The sequence below is a fragment of the Burkholderia sp. ZZQ-2 genome (assembly GCF_050768715.1).
Lineage (GTDB): Bacteria > Pseudomonadota > Gammaproteobacteria > Burkholderiales > Burkholderiaceae > Burkholderia > Burkholderia cepacia.
The window spans coordinates 13,205-30,348 of record NZ_LDVA01000348.1 but is presented as its reverse complement, the minus strand read 5'-3'; the positions used below and the strand labels follow the sequence as shown (position 1 = coordinate 30,348).

The following is a 17,144-nucleotide window of genomic DNA, read 5'->3' as shown; positions in this document are numbered from 1 at the left end:
CGCCACGTCATGGCTTCATCGTCGCGTTGATCAGGTCGTACGCCATGTCCGGCAGAATGCCGTCCGGATTCCGGAGACCGTACTCGCGATACCAGCTTTCGTCGGCTTCGGGATGCGGGCCGACGAGCCCGACGCGTCCTTTGCCGTAGCGATAGGTCGCGGCTGCGATATCGCGGTTCGGATAGGTCGCCAGCACGGCCGCGCCGGGGGCGGCCGGGAGCATCGCGCCGTCCTGGAAGTAGATCCAGCGTTTCTTCCCGCGCCATACCACCGGCGTCACCGTGTCCGCGATACCGTGAAGCGTCGAGCGCGGCCGGTCGACCTCCGAGTCGATCTCGCCCGCGACCAGCCCGAAACCCGGGTCGCCCGCCAGGTAGGCGCCCATGCAGATGCCCAGATAGCGCCCGCCGTTCGACACGTATTGGCGCACGGCCTCGATCGAGTCTTTCCCGATGCTGGCCGCCGCGCCGGGAATGTCCTGCCCGCCGCCGGGCTGGACATACAGCGCGGCGCCGGACAGGACGGCAGGCGTGATCCGGCGTTTTTCCGCGGGCCCGACGTAAAACACCCGGAACTTGTGCTCGGATTCCCGCAGGCGCCTCGCAATCGTCTCGGGGCAACCGTCGCATGCGGCCGGGCCGCGATAGACCAGAGCGACGGGACGGCTGTCGAAGCCGCGCGTTTCGTCGTCGGCCGCCGCCGCATGAACGAGCGACGACGCGACGAGCGACAGGACAACGAAAATCGATTCTCTGGATCGCATGTTCCGGATTGACGGGACTTGAGGGTTCGCGGCCGGCCGTTCGCGACGAAGCGACCGGCACGCGCCAATGCCTCGCTTTTTGAAATCTCGCTGAAAGGCACGTGAAATACAGCGTAGGCGCCCGAAAGCGGTATGTGTGTACCGTTTCCTGCGTGCTTGTGCAGAAATGTGCGCCGCCGGCAACCGGACTCCCGGGCTTCGTAACCGGTAGCGCCCCGCGCGGGCCGCAGCCTCGGGCGACCCTTGCCTGTTCACACGACAGCGTTCGGCGCCGCGCCGCGGGCGACCCGACACTGACGGGCAACCCCGGATCCCGGTCACGCACACCGCCGCCCCAGCTCCTCCCATCAACAACCGGAACACCCGAGACAGCGCCTGCAGGCATGCCCCGGCGAGCCGCCGAAGCACATCCGCAAACACCGGCTCCCCCGCGCCACCGCGTTTTCCATGCCCCAAGTCTCAACTCTTATATAAGACATAAGACATTTGACGTTACAGATCATTGAGATTAGAATCCCGCTCAAAGCAGTGCCTGGAACAGCCCCGGAGTGCCGGCAAGGCCTTCCCCTCAAACGCAATATCAGCAGGTCTCCCCATGCTTGAAAACTTTCGTGCTCACGTGGCCGCCCGCGCCGCGCTCGGTATTCCTCCCCTGCCGCTGACGGCTCAGCAGACCGCCGAACTGGTGGAACTGCTGACCAACCCGCCTGCCGGCGAAGAGCAGACGCTCGTCGACCTGATCACCCATCGCGTGCCGGCCGGCGTCGACGAAGCCGCCCGCGTGAAGGCCGGCTTCCTGGCCGCCGTGGCCAAGGGCGAGACCGCCTGCCCGCTGATCTCGCGCGAACGCGCCACCGAACTGCTCGGCACGATGCTGGGCGGCTACAACATCCAGCCGCTGATCGAACTGCTGTCCGACGAGGCAGTCGCTGCCGTCGCCGCTGACGCACTGAAGAAAACCCTGCTGATGTTCGACCAGTTCCATGACGTCAAGGAACTCGCCGACAAGGGCAACGCGCATGCGAAGGCCGTGCTGCAAAGCTGGGCCGACGCCGAATGGTTCACGAGCCGTCCGGAAGTGCCGCAAAGCCTGACCATCACCGTGTTCAAGGTGACGGGCGAAACGAACACCGACGACCTGTCGCCGGCCCCGGACGCCACCACCCGCCCGGACATCCCGATGCACGCGCTGGCGATGCTGAAGAACGCACGCCCGGGCATCACGCCAGAAGAAGACGGCAAGCGCGGCCCGGTCAAGTTCATCGAATCGCTGAAGGAAAAGGGTCATCTGGTCGCCTACGTGGGCGACGTGGTCGGCACCGGCTCCTCGCGCAAGTCGGCCACCAACTCGGTGCTGTGGTTCACCGGCGAAGACATCCCGTTCGTGCCGAACAAGCGCTTCGGCGGCGTGTGCCTCGGCGGCAAGATCGCCCCGATCTTCTACAACACGATGGAAGACGCCGGCGCGCTGCCGATCGAGCTCGACGTGTCGCAGATGGAAATGGGCGACGTGGTCGAACTGCGCCCGTATGAAGGCAAGGCGCTGAAGGACGGCAACGTGATCGCCGAATTCCAGGTCAAGTCCGACGTGCTGTTCGACGAAGTGCGCGCCGGCGGCCGCATTCCGCTGATCATCGGCCGCGGCCTGACCGCGAAGGCGCGTGAAGCGCTGGGCCTCGCGCCGTCGACGCTGTTCCGCCTGCCGCACCAGCCGGCCGACAGCGGCAAGGGCTTCTCGCTCGCGCAGAAGATGGTCGGCCGCGCATGCGGTCTGCCGGAAGGCAAGGGCGTGCGCCCGGGCACGTACTGCGAACCGAAGATGACCTCGGTCGGCTCGCAGGACACCACGGGCCCGATGACCCGCGACGAACTGAAGGATCTCGCCTGCCTCGGCTTCTCGGCCGACCTCGTGATGCAGTCGTTCTGCCACACCGCCGCGTATCCGAAGCCGGTCGACGTGAAGACGCACCAGACGCTGCCGAACTTCATCAGCACGCGTGGCGGCATCGCGCTGCGCCCGGGCGACGGCGTGATCCACTCGTGGCTGAACCGCATGCTGCTGCCCGACACCGTCGGCACCGGCGGCGATTCGCACACGCGTTTCCCGATCGGCATCAGCTTCCCGGCAGGTTCGGGCCTGGTCGCGTTCGCGGCCGCCACCGGCACGATGCCGCTGGACATGCCGGAATCGGTGCTGGTCCGCTTCAAGGGCAAGATGCAGCCGGGCGTCACGCTGCGTGACCTCGTCAACGCGATCCCGCTGTACGCGATCAAGCAAGGCATGCTGACGGTCGCCAAGCAAGGCAAGAAGAACATCTTCTCGGGCCGCATCCTCGAAATCGAAGGCCTGCCCGACCTGAAGGTCGAGCAAGCGTTCGAGCTGTCGGATGCGTCCGCCGAGCGTTCGGCCGCCGGTTGCTCGGTGCGCCTGAACAAGGAACCGATCATCGAATACCTGAACAGCAACATCACGCTGCTGAAGTGGATGATCGCGCAGGGCTACCAGGATCCGCGCAGCCTGCAGCGCCGTATCGCGGCGATGGAGCAGTGGCTGGCCGACCCGCAACTGCTGTCGCCGGATGCCGACGCCGAGTACGCGGCCGTCATCGAGATCGACCTCGCCGACATCCACGAGCCGATCGTCGCCTGCCCGAACGACCCGGACGACGTGAAGACGCTGTCGGACGTCGCCGGCGCCAAGATCGACGAAGTGTTCATCGGCTCGTGCATGACCAACATCGGTCACTTCCGTGCCGCATCGAAGCTGCTCGAAGGCAAGCGCGACATCCCGGTCAAGCTGTGGGTCGCGCCGCCGACCAAGATGGACCAGAAGCAGCTGACGGAAGAAGGCCACTACGGCGTGTTCGGCACGGCCGGTGCGCGTACCGAAATGCCGGGCTGCTCGCTGTGCATGGGTAACCAGGCTCAGGTGCGCGAAGGCGCGACGGTCATGTCGACGTCGACCCGCAACTTCCCGAACCGTCTCGGCAAGAACACGAACGTGTATCTCGGCTCGGCGGAACTGGCGGCCATCTGCTCGCGTCTGGGCAAGATCCCGACCAAGGAAGAGTACATGGCGGACATGGGCGTGCTCAGCGCCAACGGCGACAAGATCTACAAGTACATGAACTTCGACCAGATCGAAGACTTCAAGGAAGTGGCCGACACCGTGCAGATGTAAGCACGCGCGACGGGCTGCGACGGGCGGTTGACGTCGCGGCACCACGCCATGGCGCCGCAGGCTGAAAGGCCTGCGGCGCTTTTTTTATGCCGTTTCGCCGCCCGGCTCTCGCCGGATCACCAGCTCGTTGAAGCCGGTGCCCGCATCGGGTTCGCGAGAGAAACGATGTGCGGGCAGCAGCGCGAGCAGGATCTCGGCGGTCGTGCGCACCACGCAACCGCTCGCCACATGGCCGCCCGACACGTGGCCGCTCGCATCGGAAACGGCCATGTGCAGGTGCGCGCCGTCCGGCGACACCGAACCGGCCAGCGTCAGAATTTCGAGGTCGCCGCGCAATTCGGTCGGCTGGTCGACGCCGGCGAAGCGCAATTGCGCGACGCTCAGGCTGCCGATGCCCTGGATCACGAAGGCCGCGTGCGCACTGTGCGGGCGCAATGCTTCCTCGATCGACCGGCGCAGATCGTCGCCGGGGGAAAGACGCAGAGGATGGGCTTGCATGGTCGATCCTGTTCGTGGGCCGGGGTGCCGGCCAAGCGTAAGTTTGCGCCGGCAACCCGGCAAGGCCGTCAGTCGATCGGCCGCTCAGAGGTCGAGCCGCAGACACTCGAATTCGACCGCGCCACCGCATGGCAACTCGCCCACGTCGATCACGAAGCCGACCACGTCGATCACCCCCTGATCCCGGTCGACGACCTGCGCACATCCGCGATAACCATACGGGTTTGCGGTTTTCCCGATCCATTGCCGGCTGGCCGCCCGCTTTGCATCGTCCGGCCAATCGTCAAGACAGGCCGCGCGTACATCGCAGTCGACGGCCGACACCGGCGTCCGCACGATGTCGTTCACGCGCGCCGTGCCGCCGAACGAGAACACCGTGATCTCGTGCTCGCCGCGGCATAGCGTCACTTCCGCGCATTCACTGTCGACGGAATACGCTGCGACGCGGGTTACCACGATCTGTTTCATGTCGTTGCTCCATACTCGACGCCACCCGCTCCGCGGTCGGTCAGCGAATCCGGTCCTGACTCGCAAGCATACTCCGGCGATTCGCGCGCACCGCATCCGGCCCGCCAGCATGCGCCGGCTAGGCACGCGAATGCGATTGGTCTAATCTGCAACGCGAGCCGCCAACCCCAACTTCCTCCGATGACGACCCTTCCGAACCGACAATCCCGCCTGCGCGGCGGCCTGCTTGGCCTGCTGATCGGCGACGCACTGGGCGTGCCGTACGAATTCCACGATGCCGCGTCGATCCCGCCGCCCGCCGCGATCGACATGACGCCGCCGCCCGGCTTTGCGCGCGCACACGACGGCGTGCCGCCCGGCACCTGGAGCGACGACGGCGCGCAGGCGCTCGCGCTGCTCGACGCGCTCGCGGATGACCGCGACCTCAATCTCGACACGTTCGCCCGCAACCTGCAGGACTGGTTTCATCGCGGCGCCTTCACGCCGGACGGCCGCGTGTTCGATGTCGGCCTGCAGACGCAGCGTGCGTTCCATGCGCTGGCGGCCGGCGCGGCGCCCGCCGTTGCCGGCCCCGACGGCGAGCGCGACAACGGCAACGGCTCGCTGATGCGCTGCTTCCCGGTGGTAATGGTCGCCGCCTCGCGCGACGACGCGATCCGGCTTGCGTGCAAGCAGAGCGTCGTCACGCACGGCCACGTGCGCTCGCAGCTGTGCTGTGCGCTTTATGGCCTGACGGCATGGGGCATCGTCAAAGGCAAGCCGGCGCCGGATGCGGTGCGCGCGGCCGAGGACGAGCTGCTCACACGCTACGCGGGCACCGCAGACGAAGTCGAACTGAAGATCGTGCTCGATGGCCGCTTCGACGCGCCGCAAGGGTCCGGTTACGTGGTCGACAGCTTCTGGTCGTCGATCCATTGCCTGTTGTCGACGCGCAGCTACGAAGACTGTGTGAAGCGCGCGATCGCGCTCGGCAACGACACGGATACGACGGCGGCCATCGCCGGCAGCCTCGCCGGCGCGCTGTACGGCGAGCACGCGTTACCCGACCGGTGGGTTGCGGCCCTGCGCGGGAAAGAACAGGTCGAGGGCCTGCTCGCGAAATCGTGAGCGTTCGACGAGTGCGCGCGGCCAGCAACAGAGAGATCGGACGGGTGAGTACGCAGACGCGACCGGGTACAACCGACGCGTGACCGACATGGAAGACAGCCGCCGGAATTGACCTGACCGGGCCATCGCCGGCCCGGCCGCCTCACGCGCGCCGGTCGCTCGCCAGCAACCCGTACAGCGCGCTGTCCGACACTTCGTCGCCGACGATCCAGCGTTCGCGCAGCAACCCTTCCCGCGCGAAGCCGAGCCGTTCGAGCAGCCGCGCCGACGCGACGTTGCGCGGATCGATATCGGCTTCGATCCGGTTCAGCCGCAGCGTGCCGAACGCGTGATCGATCACGGCCGACGCCGCCTCGCGCATGTAGCCGCCGCGCCAGTACCGGCGCCGCAGGCTGAAGCCGATCTCGGCACGCCGGCATTGCTCGTTCGCATGGAACAGCACGCATTCGCCGAGTGCTTCACCGGTTTCCCGCAGTTCGAGCACGCAGATCAGGTCCTGCCCGCTCGCGGACGTCTTCAGGTTGCGCGCGACGCGCTCGACGGCCTGTTCGATGTGCGTCATCGGCGAGAACGAGAAATAGCGCATCGCTTCCGCATCCGACCAGATCTCGAAGAAGGCGTGCGCGTCGGCTTCGCGCAGCGGCCGCAGGAAGAGGCGGGACGTTTCCAGCGTGACGGGTTCGAACAGGGGCATGACAACACTCGATCGAAAAACGGGAGCGTGAATTAGAACACGCAAGCCTCGAGTCGGCCACGCCGCGCGTTCGCACGGCCCGCCCCGCCACGCCAACCGGATCGCCGTGAAAAACAAAAAGCCCGGGCATCGCCCGGGCCTCACCACGTCATCCGTTACCGCCGCCGGCCGCGCCTACGCTTCAAGCGCTTCGAGCACCTTCCCCTTCGTCTCGATCCCGACGAAGTGCACGGTCACCGCCGCGATCAGCGGCACGATGCCGATCAGGTAGAACGCGGGGGCGAGATTCCCGCCGATGATCGCGTGCGGCACCACCATCGGCGCGACGAACGACGCGATCTTCAGCCATGCGCTGCCGAGTCCGCAGCCCGACGCGCGGATGCTCGTCGGATACTGCTCCGGCGTATAGACGTACGCGGTGATGAACCCCGACGCCATCAACCCGAGCGACAGCGAGCAGAAGATCGAGACGACATACACCGACGACGCGTGATAGACACCCGCGAACGCCAGCGACAGCGCGCACAGCACGAACGACCACACGATCACCGGCTTGCGGCCGAGCTTGTCGACGAGCAGCGCCGACGCCAGCGACCCGAGCACACCCATCACCGAGCCGATCACCGCGAGGTTCAGCGCGAGCTGCAGCGGCGCGTGATAGAAGTTCTTGTAGATCGTCGGCAGCCACGTCGACAGCCCGTACTGGATGAACCCGCAGGTCGCCCACAACGTCGCCACCGCGAGCGTGCGCTTGCGATACGCGGCGCTGAACAGGTCGCTCATCCGGCGCTTCGGGTGCTGGCGCACCATCTCGTCGAACGCGGCCACCTGCGTGACCGGCGGCAGTTCGCCGCGCACCGACGCTTCGAACGCGCTCGTCGCCCGCCCGGCTTCCGCGAGCCGCCCGCGCGACGCGAGCCAGCGCGGCGATTCCGGCACGAGGCGCGTCAGCACGAGCGACAGGATCAGCGGCAGCCCGCCGACGAAGTACATGATCTCCCAGCCGAAGCGCGGCACGAGCCACGCGCCGAGCGCCATCGACACGAGCAGGCCGATCGGGAACACGATCTCGTACAGCAGCACGAAGCGGCCGCGGCCATGTGCGCGCGTGATCTCGTTGATGTACGTCGCGGCGACCGGCAGCTCGCCGCCAAGCCCGAGCCCCTGCAGTATCCGCAGCAGCACAAACACTTCGAACGTCGGCGCGAAGCCGCACGCGATACTCGTGATGCCGATCACGGCCGAGCTCCACGCGATCGCCTTCACGCGGCCGTGCTTCTCCGCCAGCGCGGGAAACAGGAATGCGCCGATCAGCTGGCCGATCGCGCCGGACGCGATCAGCAGGCCGATCTGGGTCGGCGACAGCCCCCATTTGTGAATCAGCAGCGGCAGCGTGGCCGCGATCGTGATCACGTCGAAGCCGTCGAAGAACGTCGCGGTGCCGATCAGCACGCGGGCGCGGATCTGCATTGCGTTGGCCGGAAGCCGCTCGAGCCGCGCGATGATCGCGCCGGGCGTGGAGGCGGCAGCTTCCATCGTGGCGCGACCGGCCACGACATTGTCGAAAGTGCTCATGCGGAGGATCTCCTGGGTTTCGTCGCCCGGTCAGGCCAGTGTCTTGCTCGTGTCTGCCAGCGCTTCCGTATCCACTGCCCGGCCCTGGTTCATCCACTTGCGCGCGAGCTTCAGCTCACGCGCGTTGTTCACGGCGATGACACCTCTCACATGCCCTTCGCCCACGAAAAACAGCGTCGCGCGTCGCGCGGCAAGCTCGCCGCGCACGACGAGCTGCGCATCGGCCGGCAGATCGCCGAGGATCTGCAGGTTCACGTCGTACTGATCCGACCAGAACCACGGAATTTCCGCGTACGGTGCGCGCACGCCCAGCACGGCCTTCGCGGCCGCGATCGCCTGGTTCTGCGCATTGGCCCACGATTCGAGCCGCACGCGCCGCTTCAGCCAGCCGTTGTGATGGTTCGCGACGTCGCCGCACGCGAAGATCGCCGGGTCGCTCGTCGCGCCGAATTCGTCGACGACGATGCCGTCGTCGATCGCCAGCCCCGCGTCGCGCGCGAGCGACGCGTTCAACGCGAGACCGATGCCGGCCACCGCGAAATCGGCGTCGATCGTCGTGCCGTCGGCGAGCGTCGCGCGTACCTTCGACGCGTCGTCCGGCTGGGCGTCGAGCGACGCGAGCGCCGCGCCGAGCCGGACGTCGACGCCGTTCGCGCGATGCAGGTCGAGCAGGAAATCCGACACGACCTGCGGCACCGAGCGGCCGCACAGCCGCGGCGCGCCTTCGACCACGACCGCCTCGACGCCGAGCTTGCGCGCGGTCGCCGCGACTTCGAGGCCGATCCAGCCGCCGCCGATCACGAGCACGCGCCGGCTCGCGCGCAGCTTCTCGCCGAGTGCGGCCGCTTCATCGAGCGTGCGCAGGTAATGCAGGTTCGGCGTCTTCACGAGCGCGTCCGGCAGGCGGCGCGACGTGCCGCCGGTCGCGATCACGAGGCGGTCGTATTCGATCTCGCGGCCACTTTCGGTACGCACCACGCGGCGCGCACGGTCGATCGATGCGGCGCGTTCCGGCTGCCACGCCTCGACGTTCAGCGCGTCGAATTCGTCGGGACGCACGACGCGCACGGTTTCGATGTCGGCGTCGCCGGCCAGCACGGCCTTCGACAGCGGCGGCCGCTCGTACGGCAGATGCGGCTCGTCGGCGATCATCACGAGACGGCCCGCAAAACCTTCCGCGCGCAGCGTCTTCAGCACCCAGCCGGCGGCCTGGCCGCCGCCGATCACGACGACCGTGCCCGGCGCGGCGTGCGCCTGTGCGTTCTCTTCGCTCACGATTTGCGCTCCGTCATGAACTTGCCTTCCGGCGCCTTCGCGTGCTTCTGCCGGCGCGTGTTACCGTCGAGGCCGCCGTCGACGGCCCATTCGGCGAACACGGTCGGGCCCGGTTCGAATTCGCGCGGCTGCCACTCGGGCGTCAGCATGTCTTCGTCCGCGTAGTACTCGATCAGGCCGCCGGCCGGGTTCTGGAAGTACCAGAAGTACGCGGACGACACCGGATGACGCCCCGGGCCGAGTTGCGTTTCCCAGCCGCAGCGGTCGATGTGCAGGCCGCCGCCGAACACTTCGTGGATGTCGCGCACGGTGAACGCGACGTGGTTCAGGCCGCGTTTTCCGTTCGGCAGCGCGAGCAGGAACAGGTCGTGGTGGCCGCCGTGCGGCGCGCAGCGCATGAACGCGCCGCGGCCCGGGTAGCGGTCGGACGTCTCGAAGCCCAGCAGCTCGTGATAGAACTTTTCCTGCGCGTCGAGGCAGTTCGTGAAGAACACGACATGCCCGACCTCGACCGGCTCCGCACGCGCATAGATCGGGCTCGGCTGGTCGACGCGCAGCGCCCGGCCCCACACGTTCGACGGCGAGCCCGTGATGTCGAGTGCGCGCTTGCGCGTGACTTCGATGCGGATCGCCATCCCGTTCGGGTCGGTGCAACCGAACGCATCCTTCCGCGCATAAAAGCCGGGCTGGCCTGCAAACTTGCCGCGCAGCGCGTCGAGTTCCTGCTGCGTCGCGACGCCCCACGTGACTTCACGCAGCGTCGGGCCCGCTTCGAACGCGGGCGGCAGCGCCGGGTCGTCGGCCTTGACGACCAGCACGGTGCAGCCGTTCAACGTCTCGAAGCGCGCCTGCGTGTCGTCGTGCTCGACTTCCTTCAGCCCCCAGTCGGCGAAAAAGCGCCGGCAGGTGGCGAGATCGTCGACCCCGTACGTGATCTGCTCGATTCCCAGAATGCTCATTGCGTTTTTCCCCTTCGCTCAGTTCGCCCACGGCAGCGGCGCGTCGTTCAAGCCCCAGTAGAGGCTCTTCTGCTGCATGTACTCGCGGATGCCGAGACGCCCCTTCTCGCGGCCCATCCCGCTCTCCTTCCAGCCCGAGAACGGCGTGGAGATCGAGAACAGCTTGTACGTGTTGATCCAGACGGTGCCCGTCTCCAGCGCGCGCGCGATGCGCCATGCGCGCTTGTAGTCGCGCGTCCAGATGCCGGCGGCCAGGCCGAACACGCTGTCGTTCGCCTGCGCGATCAGCGACGCTTCGTCGTCGAACGGCATCGCGACGAGCACGGGGCCGAAGATTTCTTCCTGGCAGATGCGTGCGCTGTTCGGCAGGCCTTCGAGAATCGTCGGCTGATAGAAGAAGCCGTTCTCGCGACCGTCGCCCGACGGCCGCTCGCCGCCGCACAGCAGGCGGCCGCCTTCCTCGAGGCCGAGCGCCACGTAGCGCTCCACCGACTCGCGATGCTTCGCGGTGATCAGCGGCCCCATCTGCGTGTCGGGGCGCGTCGGGTCGCCCACGCGCAGCTTGCGTGCGCCCGCGACCAGGCGCTTCATGAATTCGTCGTACACCGCGCGCTGCACGAACAGCCGCGAACCCGCGATGCACGCTTCGCCCGACGAGCTGAAGATGCCGTACAGCACGCCGTTCACTGCATGATCGAGATCGGCGTCGTCGCATACGATCGTCGGCGACTTGCCGCCGAGTTCGAGCGACACGGGCATCAGCTTTTCCGCCGCGATGCGTGCGATGCCGCGCCCGACTTCCGTGCCACCCGTGAACGACACCTTCTTCACGAGCGGATGACGCACAAGCACGTCGCCGATCACCGAGCCCTTGCCCGGCAGCACGCTCAGCACGCCCTTCGGCACGCCGGCTTCCTCGCAGATGCGGGCCAGCGCGAGCGACACGAGCGGCGTGACCTCGGCCGGCTTGAGCACCACCGCATTGCCGCCGGCGAGCGCCGGCGCGAGCTTTTGCGCGTCGGACGCGATCGGCGAATTCCACGGCGTGATCGCCGCGATCACGCCGATCGGCTCGTGCACGCTCATCGTCAGGTAGTCGCCGCGCGACGGCGTCAGTTCCTCGTCGAGCGTTTCGAGGCACGCCGCGAAATAGCGGAACGTGTTCGCCGCGCTCGCCACCAGCACGCGCGTCTCGCCGATCGGCTTGCCGTTGTCGCGGCGCTGCAGGTTCGCGAGCGCCTCGTGGCGCTGCATGATCAGGTCGGCGATGCGGTACAGCACCTGCGCGCGCAGGTGCGGCTTCAGCCCGGCCCAGTCGGCGCGGCGCCAGGCGGCGTCGGCGGCCACGACGGCTTCGGCCGCGTCTTCCGCGTTCGCCGTCGACACTTCCATGTTCAGCGACTGGTCGGCCGGATAGATGCTCGCGTAAGGCGCGCCACGGCCGCGCCGCCATTCGCCGCCGATCAGGATGTTGCCGTCGGGCACGAGGCTCGTATCGAAAGGAGTCATGTCACAAGTCCCACAAATCTGTCTCTGCACGTCCGCCCCCGCGGTGGCGCGGGCGGACATTCAATGGCCCGGTCAGATCACGCAGCGGGCCGCGCGGTTGCGCAGCGCGCGGATCGCGCTGTACGCCGTCAGCGCGGACGTCTTCGGGTTGTCGGGCAGCGGCTTGCCGCTCATTTCCAGCGACATCTCGCCGAATGCGCCGCGCGCGGTGATGCGGTGCACGTTGCGCTCGACCGCCGGATCGGCGATCAGGCGCACGTGCGTCGCGTCGAGGCCGAGGCCCGCGAGCGCCACGGTGGCCGCGACGTTCGCGTTCTTCGGATACAGGCGCGCGGCGTCGCGTGCGGTGCCTTCGAAGATCACCTTTTCCGCGGTCATCGCACGCAGGTCGCACATCTCCTCGGCGGGCGTGCCGAGCCAGCCGAGCGGCGGCTTGCGGCCCACGTACAGCACTTCGTCGAGGCCGCCCTGCTTCGCCGAGGCCAGCGCGTCGATGCCGCCGATCGCGCCGGACAGCAGCGTGACCGTCGCGTCGCCTTCGTCGGCCGCCTGCGCGAGCACGTCGAGCAGCGCGAGGTCGGACAGCGCGCCGATCGACGCGACCGCGCAGTCGGTGCCGGCCTTCAGCAGCGGCACGACGTGATCGACGAGCGCGCTGTGGCCCGCGCATTCGAGCGCGAACTCGGGGCGGCGGGCCAGTGCGTCGACCGACGACACGACCTCCACCGCGCCGCCCAGCACGCCCTGCACCGCCGCGCGCTGGTGTTCCGGCACGATCACGTGCGCGATGCGCAGCGACGCATCGTGCTCGACCGCGTGGTACACGGCCGCGCCGATCGCACCGAAGCCGATCATCGCGACGTCGACGGGGGCGTGGGCCCGCTTTTGCCCGTTAAGCATACTGGCGCTCCGTCGGCGCTTCCTTCTTCACCGGGGGGCCCGCGAACTGCGATGCGAACGAGCCGACCGACAGCATGTCGACCTCGACCATCACCGGCCCTTCCTTGGCCATCCCTTCGCGCACGATCGCCTCGGCGTCGTCGAGCGACGTGATCCGGTAGTGCGTGAGGCCGAAGCTCGCGCAGAACTGCGCGAAATCGGGTTGGTGCAGTTGCACGAAGCAGCGGCGGCCGCCGTAGTGCGCGTCCTGGATATTGCGGATCACGCCGTAGCACTGGTCGTTCATCAGCACGATCATCACGTTCGCGTTCTCCTGCACGGCCGTCACGAGCTCGCCGACGTTGACCATCAGCCCGCCGTCGCCGACCAGGCAGACCGTCTTGGCCGCCGCGCCCGCGAGCGCCGCGCCGATGCCCATCTGGATGCCCTGGCCGATGCCGCCGCCGAGCGCATGCACGCCCGAGCGCGGCTCGAAGATCTTCAGCAGCCGGTTGCCCCACGTGCTGTTCGAGATCGTCACGTCGCGCACCCAGTTGTAGTCGCGGCCGACCGCCCCCTGCAGCGTGTCGACCAGCTTCTTGTACGGCCCGAGGCCCTTCGACACGTCGGCCACCGCCTGCTCGCGGGCTGCCGCGAGATCGGCCGCGAACTGCGGATCGACCGACAGGCGGCCTTCGAGCCGGTCGGCCAGCTCGGCCAGCACGCGCTTCGAATCGCCATGCACGAACAGCTCGTTGCGATAGCCGCGGTTGTCGGCGAGTGCCTCGGCATCGACGCGGAACAGCGGCTGCGGCAGCGCGAGCTTGTACTTCAGCGTTTCGTTGCCGCGCAGGCGCGAACCGACGACGACGAGCGCGTCGCAAGTCTTGTAGAACGCTTCGACGGACGCGTGCACGTTGAACGCGCCGAGCGTCGCCGGGTGATCCTCCGGCAGCACGCCACGGCCCTGCACGCTCGTCACGACGCCGAAGCCGAGCTTCACGAGGCGCTCGACTTCCGCGCGTGCATGGCGCGCGCCGCCGCCGAGCCACAGCAGCGGGCGGCGCTTCGCCGCGAGGGCGTCGGCGAGCTTCGCGACGCGTGCGGAATCGTGCTCGCGCACCGTGACGTGCGCCGGTGCGAGGTCTTCCGGCCATTCGATTTCAGCTGCCTGGATGTCGATCGGAATCTCGACCGACACCGGGCCCGTCGGCGCCGTCTGCGCGACGCGCACGGCTTCGCGGATCGTCGGCAGCACGGTTTCGACGGTGCGCACGCGGAAGGCGGCTTTCGAGATCGAGTCCAGCATCGACAGTTGATCCGGCGCTTCGTGGATATACGCGAGATCCTGGTCGAGATACGGCGTCTCGATCTGCCCCGTGACGTGCAGCAGCGCGGTGCCTGCCGTCAGCGCCTCGACCATCGCGCCCGCCGCGTTGCCTGCCGCCGTCCCCGTGCTCGTGAACGCGACGCCGAGGCCGCCCGACACGCGGGCCAGGCCGTCGGCCATGTTCAATGCGCCGGCTTCGCCGCGTGCGCCGACGTACCGGATGTTGCCGCGCGAGTTGATCGCGTCGAGGATCGGCATGTTGTGGATCGAGATGACACCGAATGCGGTCTTCACGCCGCACTGCTCGAGAAAGGCGGCAATCAGCTCGCCAACCGTGGTTTTTTCAGACATGGCGTGCAAAGCCTCCAGAAACGTCGATATGGCTGCCCGTCGTGTAGGACGACAGATGCGTTGCGAGATAAAAAAGTGCCCAGGCTGCCTCGTCGGGCTTGCCGAAGCGGTTCAGCGGAATGTGCTTCGTGCGGGCGATCGCGCCCGTCCAGTCCTCCCAGCTTTCGCCGGCCTGCGCCTGCGCTTCGTAACGGCGGCGCCACTGGCCCGACTCGACGATGCCGATCAGGATCGAGTTCACGCGGATGCGCTGCGGCGCGAGTTCGTTCGCGAGCGACTTCACGAGGCTCAGCACGCCCGCGCGCGCCGACGACGTCGCCACCATGTGCGGCTCCGGCTGCAGTGCGAGCAGCGAGTTCACGCAGGTGATCGTCGGCGCCTGCGCATCGCGCAGCAGCGGCAGGAACGCGCGCGTCGGGCGGATGATGCTGAAATACTTCAGTTCGAGTTCGTCGCGCCACGCGTCGTCGGTCGTGTCCGCGAAGGTCGACACGCGACCCTGGCCGGCGTTGTTGACCAGCATGTCGGCGCGGCCGAAGCGTGCGGACACCGCTTGCGCGAACGCGGCGACGTCATGCTCGTCGAGCACGTTGCAGCGGGCGGCGAGCAGTTGCGCGCCCGGGTATTTTTCGTTGAGCATCGCCTCGGCGCGCGCCAGGCGCTCGCCGTCGCGGCCGCAAATCGCGACCGATGCGCCTGCCTGCAGGAACCGTTCGGCGGTCGCGAGGCCGATGCCGGACGAACCGCCCGTCACCACCGCCACCTGCCCGGTCAGATCGATCTGGATCATCGGAGTCCTAATGCTTTCATAAACGTGTGCTCGTCATCCGAGCGGTAATTGAGCCGCCGCGACAATTCCGCCGCCGCGCGCTGCACCTTGTCGATCAGCCCGTCGGCGATCAGCGCCGCGTCGATCTCCGGCCGCGGCACCGTCACCGTGATGCACGCGACGATCTTCTGCGTCTCGTTGCGCACCGGCGCCGTGACCACCGAGATGCCGCGCTCGAACGACGAATTGCTGACGCCGTAGCCGCGCAGCGCATCCTCGCGGATCACTTCGTACAGTGCGTCGACCGTTTCCGGTGTCGCGTTCGTCATCCGGTTCAGCGTGCCTTCCGGATAGAGCGCATGCAGTTCCTTCAGCGACAGGTCGCCCATCAGCACGTGGCCGTGTGTCGTCGCATGCGCGGGCAAGCGCGTGCCGACGTTCACGCGGATCGAGCTGAACACCGGCGACTGGCTCTGCGCCTTTGCGACGAACACCACGTCGCGGCCGTCGCGGATCACGATGTGCGTCGTGAAGCCGGTGGCGTCGCGCAGGCTCTCGATCACGGGCAGGCCGAGATCGGTCAGCTCCAGCGAGCTCAGGTATTCGAAGCCGAGCCGCAGCACGGCGATGCCGAGCTTGTAGTTGCGATCCTTGTCCGCGCGCTCGAGGAAGCCGAGCGATTCGAGCGTCTGCAGCAGGCGGAACACCGTCGTGCGCGGAATGCCGAGCCGCTTCGACAACTCGGGCGCACCGAGCACGGGCTCGCGCGGCGAGAATTCGGCGAGGATCCGCAGCCCGCGTTCGAGGCCCGGCACCACGTAGCTGGCTTCGGCCTTGTCGTTTTCGGGTGCGGGTCGTTGCAGCGGTTCGTTCATGCCAGCCCCCGCTGTTGGTCGCACTGACGGCAGAACGAGTCGATCAGTGCGGAATAGACGGCCGGAGCCTCGACATAACCGGCATGACCGGCTTGCGGAATCACCTGCAGCCCGACGTGCGCGGCCGCGGCGATCCGCTCGCACGCGGCGGGCGGCGTGATCGCGTCGTTCGCGCCGACGGCCACGGCCGTGCGACCGCGAAAGCCGGCGAGATCGGCCGCGAGATCGGCGTTCGCGAGCAGATGCGTGGCCTGCGCGTAGCCGGCCGGCACGATGCGCGCCATGTTCCAGCGCACCCACGCACGTGCCTCCTCGTTCGCGAAACCGGACAGCATGTTGCCGCTGCGCTGCTCGGCGAGCCCGGCCGGGCCGAGTTCGGCGAGCATCGCGAGCCGCGCGTCGCGGCGCGATTCGCGCGTTTCGGCCGGTGCGCTGCCGTAGCCGCCCGCGGGCGACACCAGCAGCAGGCCGGCGATCCGCGCAGGCATCACGCGGGCGAGACCACCCGCGACGATCGCGCCGAGCGAATGGCCGACCAGCACGCAGCGTTCGATGCCGAGTGCCTCGAGCCACGCGTTCAGCGATGCCGCGTAATCGGCGGCGGCCGGCGACGCGCCGTGCACGGGCGTCGACACGCCGTAACCGGGCGCGTCCCACGCGAGCACGCGCCGCGATGCGCCGAGCGTGTCGAGCTGGCTGACCCACGATGCGGCGCCCGAGCCGATGCCGTGCAGCAGCACGACGGGCAGCGCACGGCCCGCATGCTGCGCGCCGGCCTCACGGTAACCGATCGTGCCCGCCGCGCCGGCCGCGCAACGCTGCTCGGGAAACTGCCCGAGCAACGCGGCGAACGCCGCGGTGCGGTCGCGCTCACGTTTGTCGATGACACTCATTGCTTCACCCGTCCCGTC

General features: G+C 68.0%; 15 protein-coding genes. 2 read left to right on the top strand and 13 right to left on the bottom strand.

Going from position 1 to position 17,144, the window contains the following annotated elements:
• Positions 1-7: 7 nt before the first annotated feature.
• Positions 8-763 (bottom strand): BPL-N domain-containing protein, encoded by a 756-nt coding sequence (locus tag ABY44_RS33625; protein WP_060173486.1) that lies wholly within the window; start codon positions 761-763, stop codon positions 8-10.
• Positions 764-1,358: 595 nt separating this feature from the next.
• Here ABY44_RS33625 and acnB point away from each other — a divergent pair.
• Positions 1,359-3,944, top strand: a complete 2,586-nt coding sequence (acnB, locus tag ABY44_RS33620; protein ID WP_060173487.1) for a bifunctional aconitate hydratase 2/2-methylisocitrate dehydratase — start codon at positions 1,359-1,361, stop codon at positions 3,942-3,944.
• A gap of 84 nt (positions 3,945-4,028) precedes the next feature.
• Here acnB and ABY44_RS33615 read toward each other — a convergent pair whose 3' ends face one another.
• Positions 4,029-4,442, bottom strand: coding sequence for a PPC domain-containing DNA-binding protein (locus tag ABY44_RS33615; RefSeq protein WP_060173488.1), 414 nt, complete (start codon positions 4,440-4,442; stop codon positions 4,029-4,031).
• Positions 4,443-4,526: 84 nt separating this feature from the next.
• Positions 4,527-4,976 (bottom strand): hypothetical protein, encoded by a 450-nt coding sequence (locus tag ABY44_RS33610; protein ID WP_431643373.1) that lies wholly within the window; start codon positions 4,974-4,976, stop codon positions 4,527-4,529.
• A gap of 114 nt (positions 4,977-5,090) precedes the next feature.
• On the opposite strand from ABY44_RS33610, the gene ABY44_RS33605 reads away from it, so the two are divergent.
• Complete coding sequence (locus ABY44_RS33605; protein WP_060173490.1) at positions 5,091-6,017, top strand: ADP-ribosylglycohydrolase family protein; 927 nt, start codon at positions 5,091-5,093, stop codon at positions 6,015-6,017.
• A 142-nt stretch (positions 6,018-6,159) separates the two neighbouring features.
• Here ABY44_RS33605 and ABY44_RS33600 read toward each other — a convergent pair whose 3' ends face one another.
• The 10 genes from ABY44_RS33600 to ABY44_RS33555 form a co-directional block, all read right to left on the bottom strand.
• Positions 6,160-6,711: a GNAT family N-acetyltransferase gene (locus tag ABY44_RS33600; RefSeq protein WP_060173491.1), complete on the bottom strand. Its 552-nt coding sequence runs from the start codon at positions 6,709-6,711 to the stop codon at positions 6,160-6,162.
• A 174-nt stretch (positions 6,712-6,885) separates the two neighbouring features.
• Positions 6,886-8,286 carry an MFS transporter gene (locus ABY44_RS33595; RefSeq protein ID WP_060173492.1) on the bottom strand — a complete coding sequence of 467 codons (1,401 nt, stop codon included), beginning with the start codon at positions 8,284-8,286 and terminating at the stop codon, positions 6,886-6,888.
• Between the two features lie 30 nt (positions 8,287-8,316).
• On the bottom strand, positions 8,317-9,561 hold the full coding sequence (locus tag ABY44_RS33590) for an NAD(P)/FAD-dependent oxidoreductase (RefSeq protein WP_060173493.1): 1,245 nt from the start codon (positions 9,559-9,561) through the stop codon (positions 8,317-8,319).
• The gene (locus tag ABY44_RS33585) at positions 9,558-10,520 is read right to left on the bottom strand and encodes a VOC family protein (RefSeq protein ID WP_060173494.1); all 963 of its coding nucleotides are present in this window, start codon (positions 10,518-10,520) and stop codon (positions 9,558-9,560) included. The genes ABY44_RS33590 and ABY44_RS33585 overlap by 4 nt, the downstream gene beginning before the upstream one ends.
• A gap of 18 nt (positions 10,521-10,538) precedes the next feature.
• Positions 10,539-12,029 (bottom strand): aldehyde dehydrogenase, encoded by a 1,491-nt coding sequence (locus ABY44_RS33580; RefSeq protein WP_059697594.1) that lies wholly within the window; start codon positions 12,027-12,029, stop codon positions 10,539-10,541.
• Positions 12,030-12,101: 72 nt separating this feature from the next.
• Positions 12,102-12,929 (bottom strand): aspartate dehydrogenase, encoded by an 828-nt coding sequence (locus tag ABY44_RS33575; protein ID WP_027789376.1) that lies wholly within the window; start codon positions 12,927-12,929, stop codon positions 12,102-12,104.
• Positions 12,922-14,589 carry a thiamine pyrophosphate-binding protein gene (locus ABY44_RS33570; protein WP_060173495.1) on the bottom strand — a complete coding sequence of 556 codons (1,668 nt, stop codon included), beginning with the start codon at positions 14,587-14,589 and terminating at the stop codon, positions 12,922-12,924. The genes ABY44_RS33575 and ABY44_RS33570 overlap by 8 nt, the downstream gene beginning before the upstream one ends.
• Positions 14,582-15,379 carry an SDR family oxidoreductase gene (locus ABY44_RS33565; protein WP_048022634.1) on the bottom strand — a complete coding sequence of 266 codons (798 nt, stop codon included), beginning with the start codon at positions 15,377-15,379 and terminating at the stop codon, positions 14,582-14,584. The genes ABY44_RS33570 and ABY44_RS33565 overlap by 8 nt, the downstream gene beginning before the upstream one ends.
• Complete coding sequence (locus ABY44_RS33560) at positions 15,376-16,233, bottom strand: IclR family transcriptional regulator (protein WP_060173496.1); 858 nt, start codon at positions 16,231-16,233, stop codon at positions 15,376-15,378. The genes ABY44_RS33565 and ABY44_RS33560 overlap by 4 nt, the downstream gene beginning before the upstream one ends.
• Positions 16,230-17,126 (bottom strand): alpha/beta fold hydrolase, encoded by an 897-nt coding sequence (locus ABY44_RS33555; RefSeq protein WP_048022635.1) that lies wholly within the window; start codon positions 17,124-17,126, stop codon positions 16,230-16,232. Before ABY44_RS33555 ends, ABY44_RS33560 begins: the two co-directional genes overlap by 4 nt.
• Between the last annotated feature and the right edge of the window lie 18 nt (positions 17,127-17,144).

What these genes read in the sequence shown, in the direction of transcription:
- ABY44_RS33595 (WP_060173492.1), bottom strand. Translation starts at nt 8,286, where the DNA reads ATGAGCACTTTCGACAATGTCGTGGCCGGTCGCGCCACGATGGAAGCT.
- ABY44_RS33555 (WP_048022635.1), bottom strand. Translation starts at nt 17,126, where the DNA reads ATGAGTGTCATCGACAAACGTGAGCGCGACCGCACCGCGGCGTTCGCC.
- ABY44_RS33615 (WP_060173488.1), bottom strand. Translation starts at nt 4,442, where the DNA reads ATGCAAGCCCATCCTCTGCGTCTTTCCCCCGGCGACGATCTGCGCCGG.
- ABY44_RS33625 (WP_060173486.1), bottom strand. Translation starts at nt 763, where the DNA reads ATGCGATCCAGAGAATCGATTTTCGTTGTCCTGTCGCTCGTCGCGTCG.
- ABY44_RS33580 (WP_059697594.1), bottom strand. Translation starts at nt 12,029, where the DNA reads ATGACTCCTTTCGATACGAGCCTCGTGCCCGACGGCAACATCCTGATC.
- ABY44_RS33605 (WP_060173490.1), top strand. Translation starts at nt 5,091, where the DNA reads ATGACGACCCTTCCGAACCGACAATCCCGCCTGCGCGGCGGCCTGCTT.
- ABY44_RS33600 (WP_060173491.1), bottom strand. Translation starts at nt 6,711, where the DNA reads ATGCCCCTGTTCGAACCCGTCACGCTGGAAACGTCCCGCCTCTTCCTG.
- ABY44_RS33585 (WP_060173494.1), bottom strand. Translation starts at nt 10,520, where the DNA reads ATGAGCATTCTGGGAATCGAGCAGATCACGTACGGGGTCGACGATCTC.
- ABY44_RS33565 (WP_048022634.1), bottom strand. Translation starts at nt 15,379, where the DNA reads ATGATCCAGATCGATCTGACCGGGCAGGTGGCGGTGGTGACGGGCGGT.
- ABY44_RS33575 (WP_027789376.1), bottom strand. Translation starts at nt 12,929, where the DNA reads ATGCTTAACGGGCAAAAGCGGGCCCACGCCCCCGTCGACGTCGCGATG.
- ABY44_RS33560 (WP_060173496.1), bottom strand. Translation starts at nt 16,233, where the DNA reads ATGAACGAACCGCTGCAACGACCCGCACCCGAAAACGACAAGGCCGAA.
- acnB (WP_060173487.1), top strand. Translation starts at nt 1,359, where the DNA reads ATGCTTGAAAACTTTCGTGCTCACGTGGCCGCCCGCGCCGCGCTCGGT.
- ABY44_RS33570 (WP_060173495.1), bottom strand. Translation starts at nt 14,589, where the DNA reads ATGTCTGAAAAAACCACGGTTGGCGAGCTGATTGCCGCCTTTCTCGAG.